Origin of the sequence: Rossellomorea arthrocnemi (genome assembly GCF_904424705.1) — a bacterium.
GTDB classification, from domain to species: domain Bacteria; phylum Bacillota; class Bacilli; order Bacillales; family Bacillaceae_B; genus Rossellomorea; species Rossellomorea arthrocnemi.
The window spans coordinates 37,549-58,211 of record NZ_CAJGBF010000004.1 but is presented as its reverse complement, the minus strand read 5'-3'; the positions used below and the strand labels follow the sequence as shown (position 1 = coordinate 58,211).

18 protein-coding genes and 1 other RNA gene are annotated in these 20,663 nt (G+C 41.5%); 3 read left to right on the top strand and 16 right to left on the bottom strand.

Annotated elements, in window-relative coordinates; all coding sequences use genetic code 11:
• Positions 1 to 599: 599 nt before the first annotated feature.
• The 5 genes from ssrA to secG all read right to left on the bottom strand — a co-directional run bounded on the left by ssrA (position 600) and on the right by secG (position 5,540).
• Positions 600 to 939, bottom strand: a transfer-messenger RNA (tmRNA) gene (gene ssrA, locus BAA9072_RS07740).
• Positions 940 to 1,095: 156 nt separating this feature from the next.
• A complete protein-coding gene (gene smpB / locus BAA9072_RS07735) occupies positions 1,096 to 1,566 on the bottom strand; it encodes an SsrA-binding protein SmpB (protein WP_201714110.1) in 471 nt (156 codons plus the stop codon).
• A 120-nt stretch (positions 1,567 to 1,686) separates the two neighbouring features.
• Complete coding sequence (gene rnr, locus BAA9072_RS07730; RefSeq protein ID WP_201714109.1) at positions 1,687 to 4,029, bottom strand: ribonuclease R; 2,343 nt, start codon at positions 4,027 to 4,029, stop codon at positions 1,687 to 1,689.
• Positions 4,030 to 4,062: 33 nt separating this feature from the next.
• Positions 4,063 to 4,809, bottom strand: a complete 747-nt coding sequence (locus BAA9072_RS07725; RefSeq protein ID WP_201714108.1) for an alpha/beta hydrolase — start codon at positions 4,807 to 4,809, stop codon at positions 4,063 to 4,065.
• A 503-nt stretch (positions 4,810 to 5,312) separates the two neighbouring features.
• Positions 5,313 to 5,540, bottom strand: coding sequence for a preprotein translocase subunit SecG (secG, locus tag BAA9072_RS07720; protein WP_060672588.1), 228 nt, complete (start codon positions 5,538 to 5,540; stop codon positions 5,313 to 5,315).
• Between the two features lie 59 nt (positions 5,541 to 5,599).
• Between secG and BAA9072_RS24440 the strand changes: the two genes are divergently transcribed.
• Complete coding sequence (locus BAA9072_RS24440; RefSeq protein WP_269139927.1) at positions 5,600 to 5,731, top strand: hypothetical protein; 132 nt, start codon at positions 5,600 to 5,602, stop codon at positions 5,729 to 5,731.
• Between the two features lie 120 nt (positions 5,732 to 5,851).
• Here the strand turns inward: BAA9072_RS24440 and eno are convergent, their stop codons facing one another.
• From eno to BAA9072_RS07665, 11 genes are all read right to left on the bottom strand, one after another.
• Positions 5,852 to 7,144 carry a phosphopyruvate hydratase gene (gene eno / locus BAA9072_RS07715; RefSeq protein ID WP_201714107.1) on the bottom strand — a complete coding sequence of 431 codons (1,293 nt, stop codon included), beginning with the start codon at positions 7,142 to 7,144 and terminating at the stop codon, positions 5,852 to 5,854.
• Between the two features lie 13 nt (positions 7,145 to 7,157).
• Positions 7,158 to 8,693, bottom strand: coding sequence for a 2,3-bisphosphoglycerate-independent phosphoglycerate mutase (gpmI, locus tag BAA9072_RS07710; protein ID WP_201714106.1), 1,536 nt, complete (start codon positions 8,691 to 8,693; stop codon positions 7,158 to 7,160).
• Positions 8,686 to 9,450, bottom strand: coding sequence for a triose-phosphate isomerase (tpiA, locus tag BAA9072_RS07705; protein ID WP_201714105.1), 765 nt, complete (start codon positions 9,448 to 9,450; stop codon positions 8,686 to 8,688). The genes gpmI and tpiA overlap by 8 nt, the downstream gene beginning before the upstream one ends.
• Positions 9,451 to 9,512: 62 nt before the next feature.
• Positions 9,513 to 10,697, bottom strand: a complete 1,185-nt coding sequence (locus BAA9072_RS07700; RefSeq protein WP_201714104.1) for a phosphoglycerate kinase — start codon at positions 10,695 to 10,697, stop codon at positions 9,513 to 9,515.
• A gap of 181 nt (positions 10,698 to 10,878) precedes the next feature.
• On the bottom strand, positions 10,879 to 11,886 hold the full coding sequence (gene gap / locus BAA9072_RS07695; protein WP_201714103.1) for a type I glyceraldehyde-3-phosphate dehydrogenase: 1,008 nt from the start codon (positions 11,884 to 11,886) through the stop codon (positions 10,879 to 10,881).
• A gap of 55 nt (positions 11,887 to 11,941) precedes the next feature.
• Positions 11,942 to 12,961 (bottom strand): sugar-binding transcriptional regulator, encoded by a 1,020-nt coding sequence (locus BAA9072_RS07690; protein ID WP_201714102.1) that lies wholly within the window; start codon positions 12,959 to 12,961, stop codon positions 11,942 to 11,944.
• Between the two features lie 149 nt (positions 12,962 to 13,110).
• Positions 13,111 to 13,356 (bottom strand): glutaredoxin family protein, encoded by a 246-nt coding sequence (locus BAA9072_RS07685; protein WP_201714101.1) that lies wholly within the window; start codon positions 13,354 to 13,356, stop codon positions 13,111 to 13,113.
• A 112-nt stretch (positions 13,357 to 13,468) separates the two neighbouring features.
• Positions 13,469 to 14,809, bottom strand: a complete 1,341-nt coding sequence (rpoN, locus tag BAA9072_RS07680; protein ID WP_201714100.1) for an RNA polymerase factor sigma-54 — start codon at positions 14,807 to 14,809, stop codon at positions 13,469 to 13,471.
• 184 nt (positions 14,810 to 14,993) lie between these two features.
• Positions 14,994 to 15,650: a nucleoside/nucleotide kinase family protein gene (locus BAA9072_RS07675; RefSeq protein WP_201714099.1), complete on the bottom strand. Its 657-nt coding sequence runs from the start codon at positions 15,648 to 15,650 to the stop codon at positions 14,994 to 14,996.
• 388 nt (positions 15,651 to 16,038) lie between these two features.
• Positions 16,039 to 17,064 carry a sensor histidine kinase gene (locus BAA9072_RS07670; RefSeq protein WP_201714098.1) on the bottom strand — a complete coding sequence of 342 codons (1,026 nt, stop codon included), beginning with the start codon at positions 17,062 to 17,064 and terminating at the stop codon, positions 16,039 to 16,041.
• A complete protein-coding gene (locus BAA9072_RS07665; protein ID WP_201714097.1) occupies positions 17,061 to 17,732 on the bottom strand; it encodes a response regulator transcription factor in 672 nt (223 codons plus the stop codon). Before BAA9072_RS07665 ends, BAA9072_RS07670 begins: the two co-directional genes overlap by 4 nt.
• 198 nt (positions 17,733 to 17,930) lie before the next feature.
• Between BAA9072_RS07665 and BAA9072_RS07660 the strand changes: the two genes are divergently transcribed.
• Both BAA9072_RS07660 and BAA9072_RS07655 read left to right on the top strand, forming a co-directional pair.
• Positions 17,931 to 18,698 carry an ABC transporter ATP-binding protein gene (locus tag BAA9072_RS07660; RefSeq protein WP_201714096.1) on the top strand — a complete coding sequence of 256 codons (768 nt, stop codon included), beginning with the start codon at positions 17,931 to 17,933 and terminating at the stop codon, positions 18,696 to 18,698.
• Positions 18,685 to 20,607: an ABC transporter permease gene (locus BAA9072_RS07655; protein ID WP_201714095.1), complete on the top strand. Its 1,923-nt coding sequence runs from the start codon at positions 18,685 to 18,687 to the stop codon at positions 20,605 to 20,607. Before BAA9072_RS07660 ends, BAA9072_RS07655 begins: the two co-directional genes overlap by 14 nt.
• Positions 20,608 to 20,663: the final 56 nt, after the last annotated feature.

The following is a 20,663-nucleotide window of genomic DNA, read 5'->3' as shown; positions in this document are numbered from 1 at the left end:
TAAAAGGAATTTATTGTTCAAAAAATATTGATTATCGATGATCATTTATCATTTATTGAGAATGATTTAACTAGAATACTTTGAGGAAAATTCCGGTAGAACAAGAAGTCCGAAAGTGATAGTGGTTTTGTATCACCTGATATCACTTATGAAATTCCTGAAACAGTTGATGAAAGAGCGCAATTAAGCGAGGAAAAGCTTAATTGGTGATTATGAGTTTAAAAACTGTTTAATAAGAGTACACTCCAAACGGAAGAATAGTATCTCTTACGTTACAAACCAAATAAAAAACCACCAAATATGTATTTGGTGGAGACGGTGGGACGTGCACTTCCATGCTTTCGACATGGCACTGACTATATCTTGAACCTTGTAGTTTCAGGTCCTTTGGCGTATTATGCGAAATATAAATTTATCTGCTCTCAGATAGGATTCCGCATCCTAGTACTACCGATCTTCGGCAGCCTATAAGTCGATACACGGCTGTTGGATTGCTCCACATACCGCTCGGCATTGCCCTATCACACAATGTGTGACTTAGGTTTCACCGATAAAGCCAAATTTTCACTTATGTGTTACCACACAAGGCGACTACTAACTAATCGAACCCACGTCCAGAAACATCGCCACTTAAGCGTCTACGAGCGTAGTCGATATATTCGCAAGTTCGCTACAGCTTCTGCCTATCGACGGGCGTCCGTGTAGCTAGTCTGATTGATCTCTTCCTTTGTCCTCAGACGGTGGACTCCGGCGTAGCCTACTAAGAGTGAGTCCCTTACCCTACCACATAGGCGATGGAGGGAGGAACAGCTAAAGTGCTATTACGCAGCTAAAGCTAAGTTATTGTTAGTTTTGCCAGTTATATTGGCTTTGACGTTTTAACGTAGACGATCCCTACGGCTCGCGACCTAAGCTCGAACTATCCCTGTCGAATCCGTAACGTCCCCATGATAGAAAGGGAAGAACGGGAAAGAATAAGTTCAGCGTGTAAGTCACTTATTCAATTGTTCTTACAGCCGCAATATCCTTGCGACATCTATTAGTATAACAAATCCTGAGATAATTGCAAATGCCATATTCCGGAAATCGGTAGTATCACATTCCTTTTTGACGCTGAGCCAATTCTCTTTGAATTGATCGGTTCGCTTCTTTCCGCTTCAAATCTTCACGTTTATCATACTTCTTCTTACCACGTGCCAGCCCGATCAGAAGTTTTGCCACACCATTTTTGATATATAACTTTAAAGGAACGATTGAATAACCCGCTTCTTTGGAATCACCGATCAGTTTATTGATTTGCTTCTTGTGAAGTAGTAACTTACGCGTCCTAAGCGGTTCATGATTAAATCGATTCCCCTGCTCATATGGACTGATATGCATATTGTGTATAAAGATTTCCCCATTCTGAACACGTGCAAAGGAATCCTTCAAGTTCACGCGGCCTCCGCGAATCGCTTTGATTTCTGTCCCTTGCAGCACAAGCCCCGCTTCATATGTTTCTTCTACGGCATAGTCATGCCTCGCCTTTTTATTTTGGGCAATAAGCTTGCCTTCTCCCTTTGGCATTAGAATCCCCCTAGTCATTTCCAATGGTTTACTCACTATTATCTCATATTCCATAGAAAAATTGTATTGTTATACTTGGAAAAGAAAAGGAGCAAAGGATATCCCATTGCTCCTCGCCTCTTACTTCTTCTTTTTACGCTTGCTCCGGGGAGCATTTTCAAAGTGTTTCTTATTCGATTTTTTCTTCTTGTTGTTTTTCTGTGGGCGGGTCGACCATTCTCCATCCTTTTTACCGGATGAAGATCGGTTCGATTTCCCACGTTCCGATTTTCCTTTATCAGAACGTATGGAGCGGACACGGTCTTCCCGTTCCTTACGGTTATTCTTCATGCCCACGATTTCAAAATCGATGGCACGCTCATCTTTATTGACGCTAACGACACGTACCGTGATTTCATCACCAATTCTAAATACATTCGCAGTTCTTTCACCAATCATGGCAAGATGACGTTCATCAAATCGGTAGTAGTCATCTGTCATATAACTCACATGGACCAGACCTTCGATGGTATTCGGCAATTCGACAAACAGTCCGAAATTCGTAACGGAGCTGATGATACCGTCGTATTCTTCTCCCACCTTGTCTTCCATGTACTCTGCTTTTTTCAGCTCATCGGTTTCACGCTCTGCATCCACTGCCCTGCGCTCGCGGCTTGATGTATGTTCAGCGATGTGGCCCATTTGAGCCCCCCATTTTTCACGGGTTGCCTGATCAAGTTTCCCTTCAATCAGATAGGTTCTGATCAAACGATGGACGATCAAGTCAGGATAACGACGGATTGGTGACGTAAAGTGTGTATAGTACTCTGTCGCCAGGCCGAAGTGACCAAGGCTTTCAGGATCATATTTCGCCTGTTGCATGGAACGGAGCATCATTGTTGAAACGACCATCTCCTCCGGTTCCCCCTGAACGTCTTCGACAATTTCCTGAAGGGCACGAGGATGGATGGAATTAGCCGTTCCTTTTACGATCAGACCAAAGTTAGTGATAAACTCAAAAAAGCGCTGAAGCTTATCTTCTTTCGGATCTTCATGGATACGATAAATGAATGGTACTTCCATCCAGTGGAAATGCTCAGCCACTGTTTCATTTGCGACAAGCATGAACTCTTCTATCAACTTTTCCGCTACAGAACGTTCACGGAGCACCACTTCAGTCGGTGTACCTTCTTCATCGACAAGTACTTTCGCCTCTTTGAAGTCAAAATCGATGGCTCCTCGTTTCATCCGTTTGGTACGCAGAACCTGTGCCAGGTCTTCCATTTCTTCAAACATCGGCACCAAGGGCTCATATTTCTTGCGAAGTTCTTCGTCTTTATCTACCAGAATCTTGTTCACATCCGAATAGGTCATTCGTTCTGTTGTCTTAATGACACTTTGGAAAATTTCGTGTTTCACGACATCGCCATCTGGTGAAATTTCCATATCACATGATAACGTTAAACGATCCACCTTTGGATTAAGTGAACAAATTCCGTTGGATAAACGATGCGGGATCATCGGAATAACCCGGTCTACAAGATATACTGACGTTCCTCTGTCAAAAGCTTCCTGATCGATCGGGGAGCTCTCTTTTACATAGTACGTGACGTCTGCAATATGTACTCCAAGCCTGTAATTTCCATTGTCCAGTTTTGTCACCGTTACGGCATCATCCAGATCCTTTGCGTCAGCACCGTCAATTGTGACGATGGTCTGGTCACGAAGGTCTTTCCGGTTCGGAATTTCCGATTCGTCGATTTCACTTGGCACGTTATTCGCCTGATCCATAACCTCTTCAGGAAATTCAACATCAATCCCATGCTTGTGGATAATTGAAAGAATATCCACTCCCGGATCATTTTTATGACCGAGAATTTCAATGACTTCCCCTTCAGCACTCTTACGTCCCTCAGGATAAGAGGTCAGTTTCACGACGACCTTATGGCCTTCGGCTGCCCCCATTTGAGCAGACTTCGGGATGAAGATATCACTTGCAAACTTCTTATCATCCGGGATGACAAATCCGAAATGTTTGCTTTCCGTAAACGTCCCAACCATTTGATCGACACCGCGTTCAACGATTCGGACGACGGTCCCTTCTCTTCGTGAACCTGAAGAAGAGGTTGAAACCCTTACTAATACAATGTCGCCATGCATAGCGTTATTCGTTTCATTAGGAGGGATGAAGATATCATCCATTCCGGATTCTTCCGGTATCACAAACGCAAATCCTTTTGCATGAGCGGCTATTTTCCCTCTTACCAGATTCATTTTTTCAGGCAGACCGTAGCGATTACTCCTGGTGCGCACGACCAGCCCTTTCTCTTCCATTACGACAAGTGCTTTTACAAACTCCTTGAAGTTCGTGGATCCTTCAATTCCGAATGCTTCTTCAAGCTCCTGTACCGTTAATGGCTTGTATGCTTCTTCCTTCATATAGGAAAGGAGCCTATCCACATGCACTTTAATATTTTCGTCCATGACAATCCCTCCTGATCATCGAATTCATCTTCATCAAACCGTCCAATCCAATTTCTCCAAGAAATCGTAGACGTCTTCATGAAGCTGTTCTTTTTCTTTATCTAATGTAATGACATGACCGGACTCTTCGTACCACTTGATCGCTTTCTCATCTGACTCCACGTTGTCATAGATGATGTTCGCAGAATCTGTATTGATCATATGATCATGTCTTGCCTGTACCACAAACGTCGGTGAATAGATCATATCCACATTTTCCCGCACGTCTGCAATCAATTCCTGCAGGGCCTTTAATGTATTCATCGGTGTCTTCTTAAACTCTTCTATTTCTTTTTCAATTTGGTCTTCCGGTTTTCCTTCAAATTTCTTAAATTCACGGGCGTAATCCACTACCCCTTGATACATCACTTCTTCACTTTTTATATACATCGGCGCACACATAGGGACAATACCCTTTACAGGTACAGTGTAACCTAATTTAAGAGAAAATACCCCTCCGAGGGAAAGGCCGGCAACTGCAATCTCTTCATATCCCTTGCTCTTTAAATGCTCATAGCCTTCCATGACATCCTGCCACCAATCAACCGGTCCGGTGTGGACCAATTCTTCAGGTGGAACGCCATGTCCTTTATAGTGAGGTGCATGTGATGAATAGCCTTTCTTTTCTAAGAAGCGTCCAAGCATTCGAACGTCAGCCGAGTTCCCTGTAAATCCGTGAAGCAGCAAAACTGCACGAGAACCTGCTTCGAATGTAAATGGTTTTGGTAATACAGTTTTCATCTTTAGTGACTCCTTTTATCTCATTTTAAACAAACGTTTGATTAACAGGCAGAAACCTTGTTTTAACAAGCTCTATCCTATTAAACAGTTGTTTAAATCATTTTCGTATGTAATCAGATTTTTAGTGGTTTTTTTAAAAACAAACGTTCGATTAAACAATCGTTTAGTCCACTCTTCTTCTCTATTTTTAGCAAACATTGGTCGGACAATCCAATATTTCGTATTAAAAATAAGTGTAATTTTTGTTTCAAAGCTCTGTTTGTAAGTTTGCCGTTGATAAAGCGAGTGCTGGTTGGTTGATTTCCGCTCCAGGTGCTCGCTTTCCGCGGGGCGTGAGTTGAGCGCCTTCCGCTCCAATCAACTTTCAAGGATATGAAAATATATATTAGAACTGAGTAGTATATTGATTTAAAAATCAATCCTAATTTAATTCTTATCTTCTTAAGAATTTTATCTGTTTAAATAAAAAAACCTGACCTTAATGATCAGGTTTTCAGTCCGTATTAGATAGCTACGATGGCAATGGTTAGTACGAAGAATAGTACCGATAATACGATTGTGATTCTGTGCAGTACTAAATCGATACCACGAGCTTTTTGTTTTCCGAAAAGTTGTTCTGCACCACCAGAGATGGCCCCTGAAAGTCCAGCACTTTTACCTGATTGAAGTAATACAAGAGCAATAAGTGCAATTGATACAATAATAAGTAAAGTGACGAGTATTGTGTGCATGAGTCCCACCTCCTGATACGAACATAACATTACTTTTAGTTTACCATAGGAAAGATGGAGTGGACAAGGTAATATTATTTGAATTGTGGAAAGAGTTGGTACAGGATACGATTGCTCCTCTGGATTGGGGTGGGGTGACCGTTTCGATTTTGTGGTTAAATGACAATCAGCTGGATGCTGTGTTGTTCTGAAGTGGCATTTTGTGATTTTCCTTGTAACCAGCCGGATTCTCGTGACGGGATTTCCCCTGTCCTGCAAACCAGAAAACAGCCCCGTCTAAAGACGGGGCTGCCTCTCTTCAATCTCTTCTATTAGCGATTGACGTTATAGAATGTTTTCGCTCCAAGATATTGTGCTGTGTGAGCCAATTGATCTTCGATGCGAAGAAGTTGGTTGTATTTCGCTACACGGTCTGTGCGTGATGGAGCACCTGTTTTGATTTGACCAGCGTTCGTTGCTACAGCGATGTCAGCGATTGTGCTGTCTTCTGTTTCACCAGAACGGTGAGAGATGACTGCTGTGTAACCAGCGCGTTTCGCCATTTCGATGGCGTCGAAGGTTTCAGTCAGTGTACCGATTTGGTTCACTTTGATCAGGATCGAGTTACCGATACCCTGTTCGATTCCTTGTGAAAGCTTCGTTGTGTTTGTAACAAATAAGTCATCCCCTACTAATTGAACCTTTTTACCGATGCGGTCAGTCAGTAGTTTGAAGCCATCCCAGTCGTTTTCGTCAAGACCGTCTTCGATTGAGATGATTGGGTATTTGTTGCACATTTCTTCGTACCAATCAACCATTTCAGCAGAAGTACGAACTACGCCTTCTCCTGAAAGATGGTATTTACCGTCTTCTTTGTTATAAATTTCAGAAGCTGCTACATCCATTGCAAGAAGAACTTCTTCTCCAGGCTTGTATCCAGCTTTTTCGATTGCTTCAATGATTGTTGAAAGTGCTTCTTCATTGGACTTAAGATTTGGAGCGAATCCACCTTCATCACCAACTGCCGTGTTATAGCCTTTTGATTTAAGAACTGATTTCAGGCTGTGGAAAATTTCAGCACCCATACGAAGACCTTCTTTGAATGTAGGAGCTCCTACAGGCATTACCATGAATTCCTGGATGTCTACGTTGTTGTCAGCGTGCTCTCCACCGTTCACAATGTTCATCATAGGTACTGGAAGCTGCTTCGCGTTGAATCCACCAAGGTATTGGTATAATTCCACTCCGAAGAAGTCAGCAGCAGCACGGGCAACAGCCATGGATACACCAAGGATTGCGTTGGCACCTAATTTCCCTTTGTTCTCTGTACCGTCAAGAGCAATCATCGCTTGGTCGATGGCTACTTGTTCCGTGATGTCATAACCGATAAGTTCTTCAGCGATTTCGTTGTTAACGTTATCGACTGCTTGTTGTACCCCTTTACCGAGGTAGCGGTCTTTTTCTCCGTCACGAAGTTCAACGGCTTCGTATTCACCAGTTGAAGCTCCTGATGGAACTAGAGCGCGTCCGAACGCACCTGATTGTGTGTAAACTTCTACTTCGATTGTTGGGTTACCGCGTGAATCCAATACTTCACGTGCATATACGTCTGTAATAAATGGCATTTAGAATCTCTCCTTATTTTTTAATTAATGATGTTCCAGTCATTTCGTCTGGTTGGTTTACATTTAATAGATCTAACATTGTTGGGGCAAGGTCTCCAAGGATTCCACCGTCACGAAGCTCTACTCCTTCTTTTGTCACGATGACAGGAACCGGATTCGTTGTATGTGCCGTCATTGGCTTGCCTTCTTCTGTCAGTACTTCATCTGCATTCCCATGGTCTGCTGTGATGATGGCTGTACCGCCTTTTTCAGTAATGAGATCGATGATCTTACCTAGACATTCATCCACTGTTTCAATCGCTTTTATCGTCGGTTCAAGCATGCCGGAATGGCCAACCATATCCGGATTGGCAAAATTCAGGATGATCGCATCCTGACGATCTTCGCGAATCTCTTCGAGTAAGGCATCTGTAACTTCATACGCGCTCATCTCAGGCTTCAAGTCATACGTTGCCACTTTGGGAGAATCGATCAGGATTCGTTTCTCTCCCGGGAACTCATCTTCACGTCCACCACTCATAAAGAACGTGACATGAGGATATTTCTCAGTTTCCGCAATTCGTAATTGTTTCAGTCCGTTTTGTGAAAGAATTTCACCCAGTGTGTTATCAAGGTTTGTCGGTTTGAATGCAACAAATCCATTAACGGTTTCACTGAACTTGGTTAAGCAGACAAAGTGAAGGCCTTTCGGGGATTTGTCCCCTCGTTCAAATGATCGGAAATCTGCATTGGCAAATGTATTCGAGATTTGGATGGCACGGTCCGGACGGAAGTTGTAGAAGATAACAGCATCTTGGTCTTTAATCGTTGCAACCGGCTCTCCATCTTCTTTCGTGATCACAGAAGGAAGCACGAATTCGTCGTAGATTCCATTTTCATATGAATCGTTTACAAGTTCAATGGGATCATGATAGCTTGGGCCTTCACCATACACCATGGCACGGTAGGATTTCTCTACACGTTCCCAACGCTTATCCCGGTCCATTGAATAGTAACGACCTGATATCGTTGCAAATTGTCCTACGCCAATTTCTTTCATTTTCGCTTGTGCATCTTCAATATACTTCTTCGCCGTTTGAGGGCCGACGTCTCGACCATCAAGGAAGGCGTGGACATAGACATCTTTCATACCTTCTCTGGCCGCTAAACCAAGAAGGGCATAAAGATGCTCGATATGACTGTGCACTCCGCCATCCGAAAGTAGTCCAAAGATATGAAGATTCGTTCCTTTTTCCTTCGCGTGATTGATAGCATCGAGGAAAGTGGTATTCTGTTCGAATTCACCTTCCCGGATGGCTAAATTCACACGGGTCAAACTTTGGTACACGATACGTCCTGCACCGATATTCAAGTGACCAACTTCAGAGTTCCCCATCTGACCTTCAGGAAGCCCCACCGCTTCGCCACTAGCTGTCAGTTGATTATGAGGGTACTGGTTCCACAGGCGGTCAAAGTTCGGTTTGTTCGCCTGTGCGACAGCGTTCCCTTCTTTCGTGTTACGGCAAGCAAAACCATCTAAGATGATCAATGCTACTGGTGACTTACTCATTGTTACTTGCACCTTCTAACAATTGCAGGAAGCTTTGTGGTTCAAGGCTCGCTCCACCTACAAGGGCACCATCGATATCGGATTGAGCCATGTATTCCTTGATGTTGGCCGGCTTTACACTACCGCCGTATTGAATTCTCACTGCGTCTGCTGCGCCTTGAGAAAATTCTCCTGCAACAACTTGACGGATATGAGCACATACTTCGTTGGCATCTTCAGCCGTGGACGATTTACCTGTGCCGATTGCCCAGATTGGTTCGTACGCAATAACCGTTTGGTTCACTTGATCTTCTGAAAGTCCAGCAAGGGCTTTTTTCACTTGATTTCCTACAAGGTCTTTTGTTTCGTTATTTTCACGTTGCTCCAGTGTTTCACCTACACAAACAATCGGTGTTAATCCGTGTTTGAAAGCAGCAAGCGTCTTTTGGTTCACTGACTCGTCTGTTTCATTGAACATTTCACGACGTTCAGAGTGTCCAAGGATGACATATTGTACACCTAAGTCAGCAAGGGCGACAGGACTAACCTCTCCTGTGAACGCTCCGTTCTCTTCAAAGTGCATGTTTTGAGCACCAATTGCCACTTTTGTATCCTTTGTTAAGTTCACCAGGCTTTCTAAGAATAGGGCTGGTGAACAAATAACAGAATCAACCACTTCTTGATCAGGCACAAGTCCTTTTACTTCCTCAGTAAAGGATTTAGCTTCTCCAAGCGTTTTATTCATTTTCCAGTTACCTGCAATAATCGGTTTACGCATTGTACTCATCCTTTCTGTTTTTCAAATCGTTTCAGCAAAATTGTTGGTCTTTGATGAAGAGATTATTTATCGTTAAGAGCTACTACTCCAGGAAGTTCTTTTCCTTCCATGAATTCGAGTGATGCTCCACCACCTGTAGAAATATGACTCATCTTGTCAGCATAACCGAATTTCTCAACGGCTGCTGCAGAGTCACCGCCACCGATAACAGAATATGTATCTGTTGCATCAGCTAACGCCTCCGCTACGGCTTTCGTTCCATTTGCAAATGTTTCTAATTCGAATACTCCCATCGGTCCGTTCCAGATGACAAGCTTAGAGCTTTTAATCGTGTCCTGGAATAACGCTCTGGTTTTTGGCCCGATATCAAGTGCTTCCCAATCAGAAGGAATCGAATCGATACCCACTTCCTTCGTATTTGCATCATTTGAGAAGTCATCAGCAACGACTACATCAACAGGCATAAGAAATTTAACACCTTTATCTTCTGCTTTTTTCATGAATTGCTTAGCCAAATCAATTTTGTCTTCTTCAAGAAGGGATTTCCCTACCTCATGACCTTGGGCTTTCACAAATGTGTAAGCAAGTCCTCCGCCGATGATCAGGTTATCCACTTTATCTAATAGGTTGTCAATGACACCAATTTTGTCTTTTACTTTTGCTCCACCCACGATTGCTGTAAATGGGCGTTCAGGGTTTGATAGAGCTTTTCCTAATACGTCAAGCTCTTTCTCCATCAGAAGGCCTGCAACAGCTGGAAGATGCTTGGCAACTCCTTCAGTAGAAGCATGCGCACGGTGAGCAGCACCAAATGCATCGTTCACATAAAGGTCTGCAAGAGCTGCAAATTCTTTCGCAAGCTCAGGGTCATTCTTTGTTTCCCCTGGATAGAAGCGAACGTTTTCCAGCACAAGGACATCACCTTCAGACATGTTGCTGATCTTCGATTGAACAGCTTCACCATAAGCTTTATCTGCTTTGGCTACATCTTTCCCGAGAAGCTCGGAAAGTCTTTCAGCCACAGGCGTTAATCGCAGTTCTTCCACCACTTCACCTTTCGGACGGCCTAAGTGACTAGCCAGAATGACTTTCGCTCCGCCATCCACTAAGTATTTAATAGTAGGAAGAGCAGCTTGAATGCGGGTTTCATCTGTGATCTTGCCTTCAGACATCGGTACGTTGAAGTCTACACGGCAAAATACGCGTTTCCCTCTTACATCGACATCTTTAATCGACTTTTTGTTCATCGTAAAGGCCTCCTTCAGTTTTCAATTTCTACATCTTTTTCAAAAAAATAGAAACAACAATAAGAAAAGGGAGAGGGGAATCTTCCCCGCTCCCCTTTATCTCATCTTCATTATAGATGGTGGGACAAAATTTATCCATCAATCACCATGCAAATGATGTCAATTTACAAAACTTTATGAATTAAAGTCCTTTAGAAGCGATATAACCAGCAAGATCTACTACACGGTTAGAGTATCCGCTCTCGTTGTCATACCAAGAAATGACTTTCACCATGTTGTCTTCCAGAACCATCGTAGAAAGGGCATCGATTGTAGAAGAAGCCGGGCTGCCGTTGTAGTCAGTTGATACTAAAGGCTCTTCGCTGTAAGCAAGAATTCCTTTAAGATCGCCTTCAGCCGCTTCTTTAAGAGCTGCATTTACATCTTCAGCCGTTACGTTCTTATCAAGTTCAGCAACTAAATCTACTAGAGAAACGTTTGGAGTCGGAACACGAACAGCTCCACCGTTCAGTTTCCCTTTAAGCTCAGGAAGAACAAGAGATACAGCTTTCGCAGCACCTGTCGTTGTTGGAATCATGTTCTCAGCAGCTGCACGTGCACGACGGTAATCTTTATGCGGTAAGTCTAAGATTTGTTGGTCGTTTGTGTAAGAGTGGATAGTAGTCATCATTCCACGTTTGATTCCGAATTTATCGTTAAGAACTTTAGCGAATGGCGCTAAGCAGTTTGTAGTACAAGATGCGTTAGAGATAACATCGTGGCTAGCCGCGTCATATTTGTCTTCGTTAACACCCATAACCACTGTGATGTCTTCATCAGATGCAGGAGCAGAAATGATGACTTTCTTCGCACCAGCTTCAATGTGTTTCGCTGCGTCTGCACGCTTCGTGAAGCGTCCGGTAGATTCAACAACGATATCTACACCAAGATCTCCCCAAGCAAGTTGAGCAGGATCGCGCTCAGCTAATACTTTTACTTTTTTACCGCCGACTACAAGGTAGTCACCGTCAACAGTTACTTTCTCTTGAAGAGTTCCGTGAACTGTATCATATTGTAAAAGGTGCGCAAGCATGTTTGCATCAGTTAAGTCATTAACCGCTACTACCTCTACGTCGTTATTTTTAAGTGCTGCACGGAATACATTACGTCCGATACGTCCAAATCCGTTAATACCAATTTTTGTTACCATGAATAATTTCCTCCTTTAGATAGTTAAGGATGATTTTTTTATATTTCAAAAGGGCTTACCCTTTTAAAAGCTCTCTCGCAGCTCCTTCATCCGTGATGAGCACGGTTTTCGGTGGAGCACTCTTCATATACGCCCGGATCGCTTTCGCCTTCGAGCTGCCGCCTGCGACGGCGATGACATTTTCGATGTGACTTAAATCTTCTAACTGCAGGCCGATCGTCGGCACCTTATGTACCACTTCACCCGCTTCGTCGAAATAATATCCAAACGCTTCCCCGACAGCATGACCACCTGTAATTTTCTCAAAATCCTCATCAGTGGTCTTTCGTCTTTCAGCCATTGTGATAGCATCTCCAATTCCATGGAGAACCATGTTAGCGGATTTGATCAGATTCAGAACCTCTTTGATCATCGGTTCTTTCATAAAGGATTTGTATACTTCTTTACTAACCTGATCAGGCACATATAAAACACGATGACGCGTTCCGGTATGCTCAGCCATCTTGGCACATATAGTGTTGGCCTGGTTCTTAACATCTTCCCCGATTCCACCTCGAGCAGGAACAAACAAGGTTTCATCAGAGAAAGCAGGTGTCAGCCTTTCTGCTACGGCTGCCATCGTCGAACCTCCAGTCACAGCGATGATAGTATTTCCCTTAAGTCGGCGTTTCATACTAGAAGCTGACGCACGCCCTAATTCTTCTTTTACCCAAGGAGACTCATCACTATTCCCAGGAACAATTACAATTTCATGAAGATTAAGTAACGATTTTAATTCCTGTTCCATTACGTTGATTCCGGATATCTCCCTCATCATTCTTTCAAGGTTCTCTAAAAGCTGAATACCTTCCTCTGTCATGATCATGCCAGAGGTTTTGATATCAATAAGATCTTGATTATTCAGGAACTCCACTTCACTTCTCAGTACGCGTTCTGTCAGGCCCATATTCTGGGCCAGGCTTCTGCGTCCGACAGGCTGCATGAACCGGATGGAACGTAGAATTTGATGCCTCTTTTGCATAACTTCAAGCAGGTCAGGTAATAATCGCTTTTGTATGTCAATTAAAGATTCCATAGATAAAAGCTCCTTCAAATGAAGTTTGTGGATATGTTGGACCTTAAAAGTCCCATATAGACATATTATGTCCCACTACCTCCAAAAAAAATTCATCCCTGCTTTCAAGATTTATTTTATCAGGGTATGAATCGTAATTCAACTAGAAACTATCGGGTTTTTTCATGTAAACGCTTGCTTAGCGTAAAATAATCAATTTGCCCATACTGAAGGATTTCCCCGTCCAGTTCTACGACCGGGATCATGAGTCCAAAACGTTCTGTCAGATCATCACTTTCATCGATGTCGATTTCGTTTATATTGAATTCCAATTCTTCCTGGAGAAGCTTTAAGGTGATTTTTGCATCTTCGCATAATCCGCATTGGGTTCGTGTATAGAATGTGACAGGGTTCATGTACGTACCTCACTTTATACTAGGTTGGTTTGGGTCCGGTGCCAGGCACTTTTTCGCTGCCTGGTACCAGGCACCGGACTCACTGTTGGTGCCTGGCACCAGCCGAATCGAGCTATTCATACCTTTTCCTCATCGTAGAAGATGTGATGCCCATTTGATCGCGGTATTTGGCAATGGTCCTTCGGGAAACCTCATACCCTTTATCCAATAGTAGATTCACAATTTTCTGGTCTGAGAGAGGCTTTTTCTTATCTTCTTCCTCAATCAGCTTTTGGAGCTCATTTTTCACCGTTCTGGCAGAAGCTGCCTCTGAATCCTCGAGTCTGACCGATTTAATCGCCGAGGTAAAGAAGTACTTCAATTCGAAGATCCCATAAGGGGTTTGCATATATTTACCCTTAACGGCACGGCTGATGGTCGATTCATGAACATCGATTTCATCGGCCACCTGCTTTAATGTCAGTGGCTGAATCGCTGATGGACCTTTTAAGAAGAATGCTTTTTGCTTCTCAGCAAGCATCCTCCCCACTTTCAGGATCGTTTGCTTTCGCTGGCGTAAGCTTTGGAGCAGCCACTGGAAATCCTGCTCCTTTTCCTGAAGGTAGGACTGAACTTCTTTATCGGGGTGAGCTTTTTGGAAATCTGTGTATTCTTCATTATAAGTGACGTTAACGGTTGTCCCATCATATAACGACACGGCCACGGTATGCCCGTCGACCACGTTCACCACCAGCTCAGGAATAATGTATTCAGCGATATGCTGTGAATATTCCGATCCGGGTCTTGGATTGCAATGCCGGATAAAATCCGCTGCCTTCTGAATGTCTTTTAGCTCAACAGCAAGTTCCTTGGCGATTGCCTTCCACTTCTTTTCAGCAAAAGCTTGAAAATGGTTCTCTATAATCATTGTAGCGAGAAGGGGAACATCTTCTTTCCTCTGAAGCTGAAGGGATAGACACTCCTTCAGGGATCTCGCTCCTATGCCAGCTGGTTCCAATTCCTGAATCCTATTAATATAGTTTTCTAGTTGCTCCAATTCCAAACCATGTTTTTCAGTGAAGGATTCTTCGTCTACTCTCAAATACCCATTGTCATCCAAGCTGTATATCAATTCTTCCATAACTTTTTTATCTAAAGAAGTAAGCGATTTCAAATTCAATTGAACAGATAATACATCCATAAGAGTTCTCTTGGGTACGGACACATACTCATACCAATCCACCGTATTTTCTTGATTGCCGGCCTGTCGTTTATACGTAAAAGGTTCTCGTTGATGGAGGGGGTCTTTTTTTGGCGGTTCTATTTGTATAAGGGGGTTCTCTAATTGCTTGGCTTCAAGATAAGCATTCAGTTCCATCGTAGAATATTGGAGGATGGTGATCGCTTGAGAAAGCTGTTGCGTCATTTGAAGTTTCAGTTGTTGATTTTGAAATAATCCTGCTTTCAAATTCATGATTACTAACCTCCCATTTCTTTATTCTACATTAAAATGGGTGGTTCGTTAATGGGAATTTACTGGTTAACATAGGATCTATTAGTGACTCGTTTGGGGAATTCTGTCATCACAATGGCTGTTTTAGGTTATAATTGCATACTTCCTTTATTGCCTCCACAAGTAATGGAAAAAGAGGATTATTCTAAATAAAGTCTGGATCATTTATATTATTATTGTTAATGACAACATCCGCATGCAATTGAGGTACATGTTCCTCTAAATAGAGCTTTGAAGCTGCATGATACCTTTTAACGAACATTCTTTCAGCTTCTTCATAGCTTCCAAAAATTCCTTCTTCCCGTTTAGCACCTCTTTGTTTCGCTAATTCAAAGTCAGTATGAACGAAGATTTTAAAATCATACAGGTTACTTAAGTCCTTCTTGAATAGAAAGGTTCCATCTACAATTAAAACCATATCCTTGGTTGCTACTTTTATTTCTGTATTAACATACTCATCTTTCACTAAATCCAAAGACATGGTTTGGCATTGAAGATTTCCATTCGGTCCCAGAGGAATTAAAAGCCTTTTCTTAAAAGACTCGTAATCATGGGCATCCTCATAATAGCCAATCGCTGATTCCTTCCCCTTTCTGTATCGGATGTTTCTTGGGTTATGAAAATTATCTATACTTGTTCTAATAACCTTCTTTTTTCTGCAGAGAAGTTCCTTCTCAAGCTCATTTGCAAAAGTTGTTTTTCCAGATGCTGTTACTCCACTAACTCCAACACGGATGGGATGATTTATTTTTAAACTCAATATCCTATTTGCTACATCAGCAATGAGATTACTCCTTAACATATATGCTCCTCCCAATGTTCCTCTTTTTTTCAGCTATATATAAGTTCCTTATTCATGGTATAACAAAGATTGTGGTTATGATTACATATTCCCTATTTGCTCATGCTCTGACATGGAGTGTTTGCTGCAGGGTGAGGGGAACGGCTCCGCTTTCCACGGACGTTCGGCCGAGCCTCCTCAGCTTTGCTTCCAGGGTCCCGGAACGCCCGTTTTCAGTAGGATTCTACGCAGTTCCCCTCACCCTTTAAAGAAGCAATTGGGAGTCAGAGCTAAACGGTTCATATTTACTATTATCCAAGTAAGCAATCCTGACATATTTTTGTTCACTTATCTATTGTGCTGACCAAACACCAGGTCATACCCAACTTGGAATAAATGTTTACTCCTTTTAGAATGATAAATAACTCCTAACCTTCGGGAAATGGATCGTTGTCCTTGTGAATACATCCTTCTCCGATTCAATTGATAGGTCATGACCCAATTTATTGGCCAATCTCCGGGCAAGATAAAGTCCCATTCCAGTTGACTTAGTGTAGTTTCTGCCGGTTTCTCCTGTAAAGCCCTTTTCAAATATGCGGTGCATGTCTTCGGCATTAATTCCAATTCCGTTATCTTCAATAAGAATTCTCTTTTCCTTGGAATCTTCCTCGAAACGAATAGAAATTATGCCGGTAGCATCAGTATATTTTAATGAGTTCGCTATGATTTGATCGATGACAAAACCGAGCCATTTACTGTCACTTTGAACGTTTTGCTCTGCATCCTCCATGTTTAAACGGATCCCTTTATTAATAAAGAGTTTTGCATATTTTTTTATGCTGTTTTTAATGATTTTATTAACCTGAACTTCCCTAATAAAATAGTCCTTTGAAAATGAATCAATACGTGAATAAAAAAGTGCCTGCTCAACATAATCATCAATCTTATTCAGTTCATCTTCAAATTTATCTGCCAAATACTCCATGGATTTCCCTTCGCTATTTTCTATAAGAAGCCTGCTTGCTGCAATCGGAAGCTTCACTTCATGAATCCATGACATGATGAATTCTTGTTGCTCCCTCTTTTCTTCATATTGATTCTGAAGCTGCTTTTGATAATTAACGAGGATCTTTTGAAACAAATTCAAAAATAGTCTTTGCTCCAGCTTTTGTGCATCGGGCAAAATGGCCAGCACTTCTTCATGGTTACTTTCTACCAAAATTTTAAATTCACTGTGAAACTTTTTTCTATAAAAGAATCCTACAATGATATAAAGCAGGAGAAGAAGGAAATTGCTGATGTTGATATACAGCATCAATGAAAAACCTGAAACCTGATCATTGTGGAAGACGAGCACAAGAGAAATGAATACCATCACACAAAGATAAAACGTAAAGAAATACCGCTTATCTTTTAAATAATCTAAAAAACTCATTGGACGATATACCCTTCACCTTTTTTGGTTTTAATGAAATGATCTTTACCTAAATCGGCCAGCTTTTTCCTCAAACGAGTAATATTCACCGTCAATGTGTTGTCATCAACAAAGCTTTCATCTTTCCATAGAGTCCTCATCAGCTTCGTCCTGCTAACGACGGATCCTTTATTCTGTAAGAGCATTTTTAAAATGGTGAATTCTGTTTTGGTCAATTCGCTTTCATTGCCGTCAAAAGAAAGCTCCCAATCCTTCATATTCAAAACTACACCAGAATGCTCCAGAATGTTTGGTTCTATATTTATATAGGAATACGAACGGCGCAGTAGAGCATTGACTTTAGCCATTAAAACATCTGTATCAAAAGGCTTTTGAATATAATCATCCCCGCCCATGTTCATGGCCATAATCATGTCTATAGTGGTGCTTCGGGAAGAGATGAATATGATAGGTACACTTGAAATTTCTCTAATTTTATGGCACCAGTAGAATCCATCAAAGGCAGGCAGGTTAATATCCAATAGTAGCAATTGTGGATTTTCGTTAGCAAATTGCTGAAACACATGATGGAAGTCTTCAGTTTTGATTACATCAAATCCCCACTTCAAGATTGTTTCTTCCAGCAGATCTCTAATTGTTTTCTCATCTTCTACTATCATGATTTTCAATATGTCTTCCTCCAAAATCTAAAATGATCAATTGATAATTGCTTATTCTCTTTCCTATACTATATAAAATGATGGCCAGGTATATAATCATGACAAAAATGTAAGGTTAAAACACCGATCTGTAAGGTAGAAGTCTATTGATATCTCATACAATGAAAACTATAAGAAATCATTAAAGCTTCAAATGGAGGAAAATATATGAGTACAATTTTACAAGCCATTCAATTGAAAAAAATATACGGTGCAAAAGGTAATTTATTTACTGCGTTAGAAGAAATTGACCTGGAGGTATCAAAAGGTGAATTCGTCGGCATCATGGGGCCTTCCGGAGCAGGGAAATCCACACTTTTAAATATACTGGCAACCATCGACCAGCCAACTTCCGGCGACATATTCATTGATGGGGAAAGCATTCTTAATATGCAGGAAGATGCAGAATCCTCCTTCCGAAGAGATAAGCTTGGCTTTATCTTTCAGGATTATAACCTATTAGATTCCCTTACGGTGAAGGAAAATATTTTGCTGCCTTTGGCCCTGGCAAAACTAAATATAAATGATTTGGAGTCTAGAGTTCAACAAGTAACAGGAAAGTTTGGTATTCAGTCCATATTAGAAAAATATCCCTATCAAATTTCAGGTGGTCAAAAGCAACGGACAGCAGCTGCTCGTGCAATTGTGACCAATCCCAGCCTGGTTTTAGCCGATGAGCCTACAGGTGCTTTGGATTCTAAATCTGCAACGGATTTATTGGAAGCCTTAAGAGAATTGAGTGAGCAAGATGAAGCCACCATCTTAATGGTAACGCACGATGCTTTTGCAGCAAGTTACTGCAAGCGTGTTCTGTTTATCAAAGACGGCAAGCTTTTCACAGAACTGGTGAGGGGAAAAGGTTCCAGAAAAGAATTCTTTAATAAGATATTGGATGTATTGTCTGCCATTGGGGGTGGAATACGTGACTCTATTTAGTTTAGCAAAAAAGAACATAAAAGGAAATTTCAGCAGTTATCTCGTTTACTTTATTTCTCTTGTCTTCAGTATGGTCATTTACTTTACTTTTGTTTCCCTTCAGTACAGCGAGAAAATACAGGAAAATATTTTGCTCTCCGATACAATGAACTTTATGTTCATGGCAGCCTCATTTGTCTTAATCGTTTTTGCTGCTGTCTTCATTCTCTACTCCAACTCTTTCTTTATGAGAAAGCGGAAGAAAGAAGTCGGACTCTATTCTATGTTGGGGCTAAAAAAGAAGACCATAGGAAGACTGTTGTTTTATGAAAATTTAATTATGGGAATCCTTGCTCTAGCTGTAGGAATACTTTTTGGAACCATTTTATCAAAATTATTTTCAATGATCTTGATTCATCTTATGGGATCCACATCTGAGATAGATTTCGGAATGTCAATCGAAGCGATCGCTCAGACAGCCATTGTATTCATGGTGATTATCCTGTTTACTTCTATTCAGGGATATCGCTTGATTTACCGATTCAAGTTAATAGAGTTATTCAACGCAGCTAAAAAAGGAGAGCAAATTCCAAAATCCTCTCTTCTTTCAAGTACTATCGGCATCCTTTTGCTTGTGATCAGTTACTGGCTGATTTTGAGACCTTTTCCAGAAGAATTGACCAACGAATATATACAATTAAATTACGGTACGGCTTTGATCATTCTTATCCTTGGAACTCACTTATTCTTCCGCTTCGTGACCGTTTCATTATTAAAAATGACGCAAAAAAATAAAAGCTACTACTATAAAGGTACAAATTTGATAGAAACAGCTCAATTAATTTTCCGTCTTAAAGGAAATGCACGCACGTTTACACTCATTGCGATTTTGAGCGCGGCAACCATCAGCTTCTTCGGAGCTACTTACGGAGGGTACTATGGCAATGAACGGCAAGCAAAAGAAGATGTTCCATTTAGTTATTCCCATCTCTCCCACGGGGACACTTTTGATAAAAAGGTTGAAGCAATCGTTAAAGAAGATCGAAACCATCCAGTTGTTGCCCAACTGACCATTCCTGTGGTGGAAGCGAAAGGTAAACTTTCCTTCAACCTGGATTACCTCACAGATCCCATGAAAATCATTTCAGAAGAAACGTTTAATTCTGTATCATCAGCACTAGATCGCAAAGATACTGTTTCACTTAGTGGAAATGAAGCGGCTGTGATTAAACCACGTTTAACGAAGTTTACGGATCATGATTTTCAGGGTGAAACAATTGCTCTGGAGCCTGATTTCGGCGGAATGCTAAAAATGGTCGACATGGTTGAAGGCCATGTTCTCCCCTTTGAATTTCCTGATTTTTTCATAGTGGTAAGCAATGGGAAATTTAAACAATTATCCAGTGTATCAACTCCCCTTGTCTATAAAGCATATGAAGTGGTGGATGAACAAACCACGGCTAAAACGTCGAAGGAATTAAGTATCTTGGTTGGCGAAGATTTTCAGGTATCACCAACCTATTACGTTGAGTATAAAGAGGGAAAAGAAGGAAATGCCCTCAACCTATTTATCATGGGATTTTTAGGATTGGTATTCCTTGCTGCGACAGGAAGTATCATCTATTTCAAACAGCTGACCGAAGCCAATGAAGTAAAATCCGAGTACGAAATATTGCGAAAGATTGGTGTTGGCAAAAAAGAACTCTCAAAATCGATACAAAAACAAACACTGTTCATCTTTGGCTTACCTCTATTAGTTGGATTAGTACACGGAGCAGCAATCCTACATTTTACAAGCAACTTTCTGTCAAACCTGATAGGAGCTAAAATGTTTGTCCCGATGCTGACCGCTACGCTTGCTTTTATCGGTATTTATTTCCTTTATTATGTTTTGACCGTAAAAACATATAACAGCATTGTGAATAAATAATAAAATTCATCTCCACCTTTTGGAGGTGTTTTTTATTATTGTTTTTGTGAAAATCT

Excerpts from the sequence above, each read along its gene's own strand:
- BAA9072_RS07685 (WP_201714101.1), bottom strand. The coding sequence starts at position 13,356 with ATGAACCCTGTCACATTCTATACACGAACCCAATGCGGATTATGCGAA.
- BAA9072_RS07725 (WP_201714108.1), bottom strand. The coding sequence starts at position 4,809 with ATGAAAACTGTATTACCAAAACCATTTACATTCGAAGCAGGTTCTCGT.
- BAA9072_RS07675 (WP_201714099.1), bottom strand. The coding sequence starts at position 15,650 with ATGTTAAGGAGTAATCTCATTGCTGATGTAGCAAATAGGATATTGAGT.
- eno (WP_201714107.1), bottom strand. The coding sequence starts at position 7,144 with ATGCCATTTATTACAGACGTATATGCACGTGAAGTATTGGATTCACGC.
- gpmI (WP_201714106.1), bottom strand. The coding sequence starts at position 8,693 with ATGAGTAAGTCACCAGTAGCATTGATCATCTTAGATGGTTTTGCTTGC.
- BAA9072_RS07660 (WP_201714096.1), top strand. The coding sequence starts at position 17,931 with ATGAGTACAATTTTACAAGCCATTCAATTGAAAAAAATATACGGTGCA.
- BAA9072_RS07690 (WP_201714102.1), bottom strand. The coding sequence starts at position 12,961 with ATGGAATCTTTAATTGACATACAAAAGCGATTATTACCTGACCTGCTT.
- BAA9072_RS07700 (WP_201714104.1), bottom strand. The coding sequence starts at position 10,697 with ATGAACAAAAAGTCGATTAAAGATGTCGATGTAAGAGGGAAACGCGTA.
- smpB (WP_201714110.1), bottom strand. The coding sequence starts at position 1,566 with ATGCCAAAGGGAGAAGGCAAGCTTATTGCCCAAAATAAAAAGGCGAGG.
- tpiA (WP_201714105.1), bottom strand. The coding sequence starts at position 9,450 with ATGCGTAAACCGATTATTGCAGGTAACTGGAAAATGAATAAAACGCTT.
- rnr (WP_201714109.1), bottom strand. The coding sequence starts at position 4,029 with ATGGACGAAAATATTAAAGTGCATGTGGATAGGCTCCTTTCCTATATG.
- secG (WP_060672588.1), bottom strand. The coding sequence starts at position 5,540 with ATGCACACAATACTCGTCACTTTACTTATTATTGTATCAATTGCACTT.
- gap (WP_201714103.1), bottom strand. The coding sequence starts at position 11,886 with ATGGTAACAAAAATTGGTATTAACGGATTTGGACGTATCGGACGTAAT.
- rpoN (WP_201714100.1), bottom strand. The coding sequence starts at position 14,809 with ATGAATTTGAAAGCAGGATTATTTCAAAATCAACAACTGAAACTTCAA.
- BAA9072_RS07670 (WP_201714098.1), bottom strand. The coding sequence starts at position 17,064 with ATGAGTTTTTTAGATTATTTAAAAGATAAGCGGTATTTCTTTACGTTT.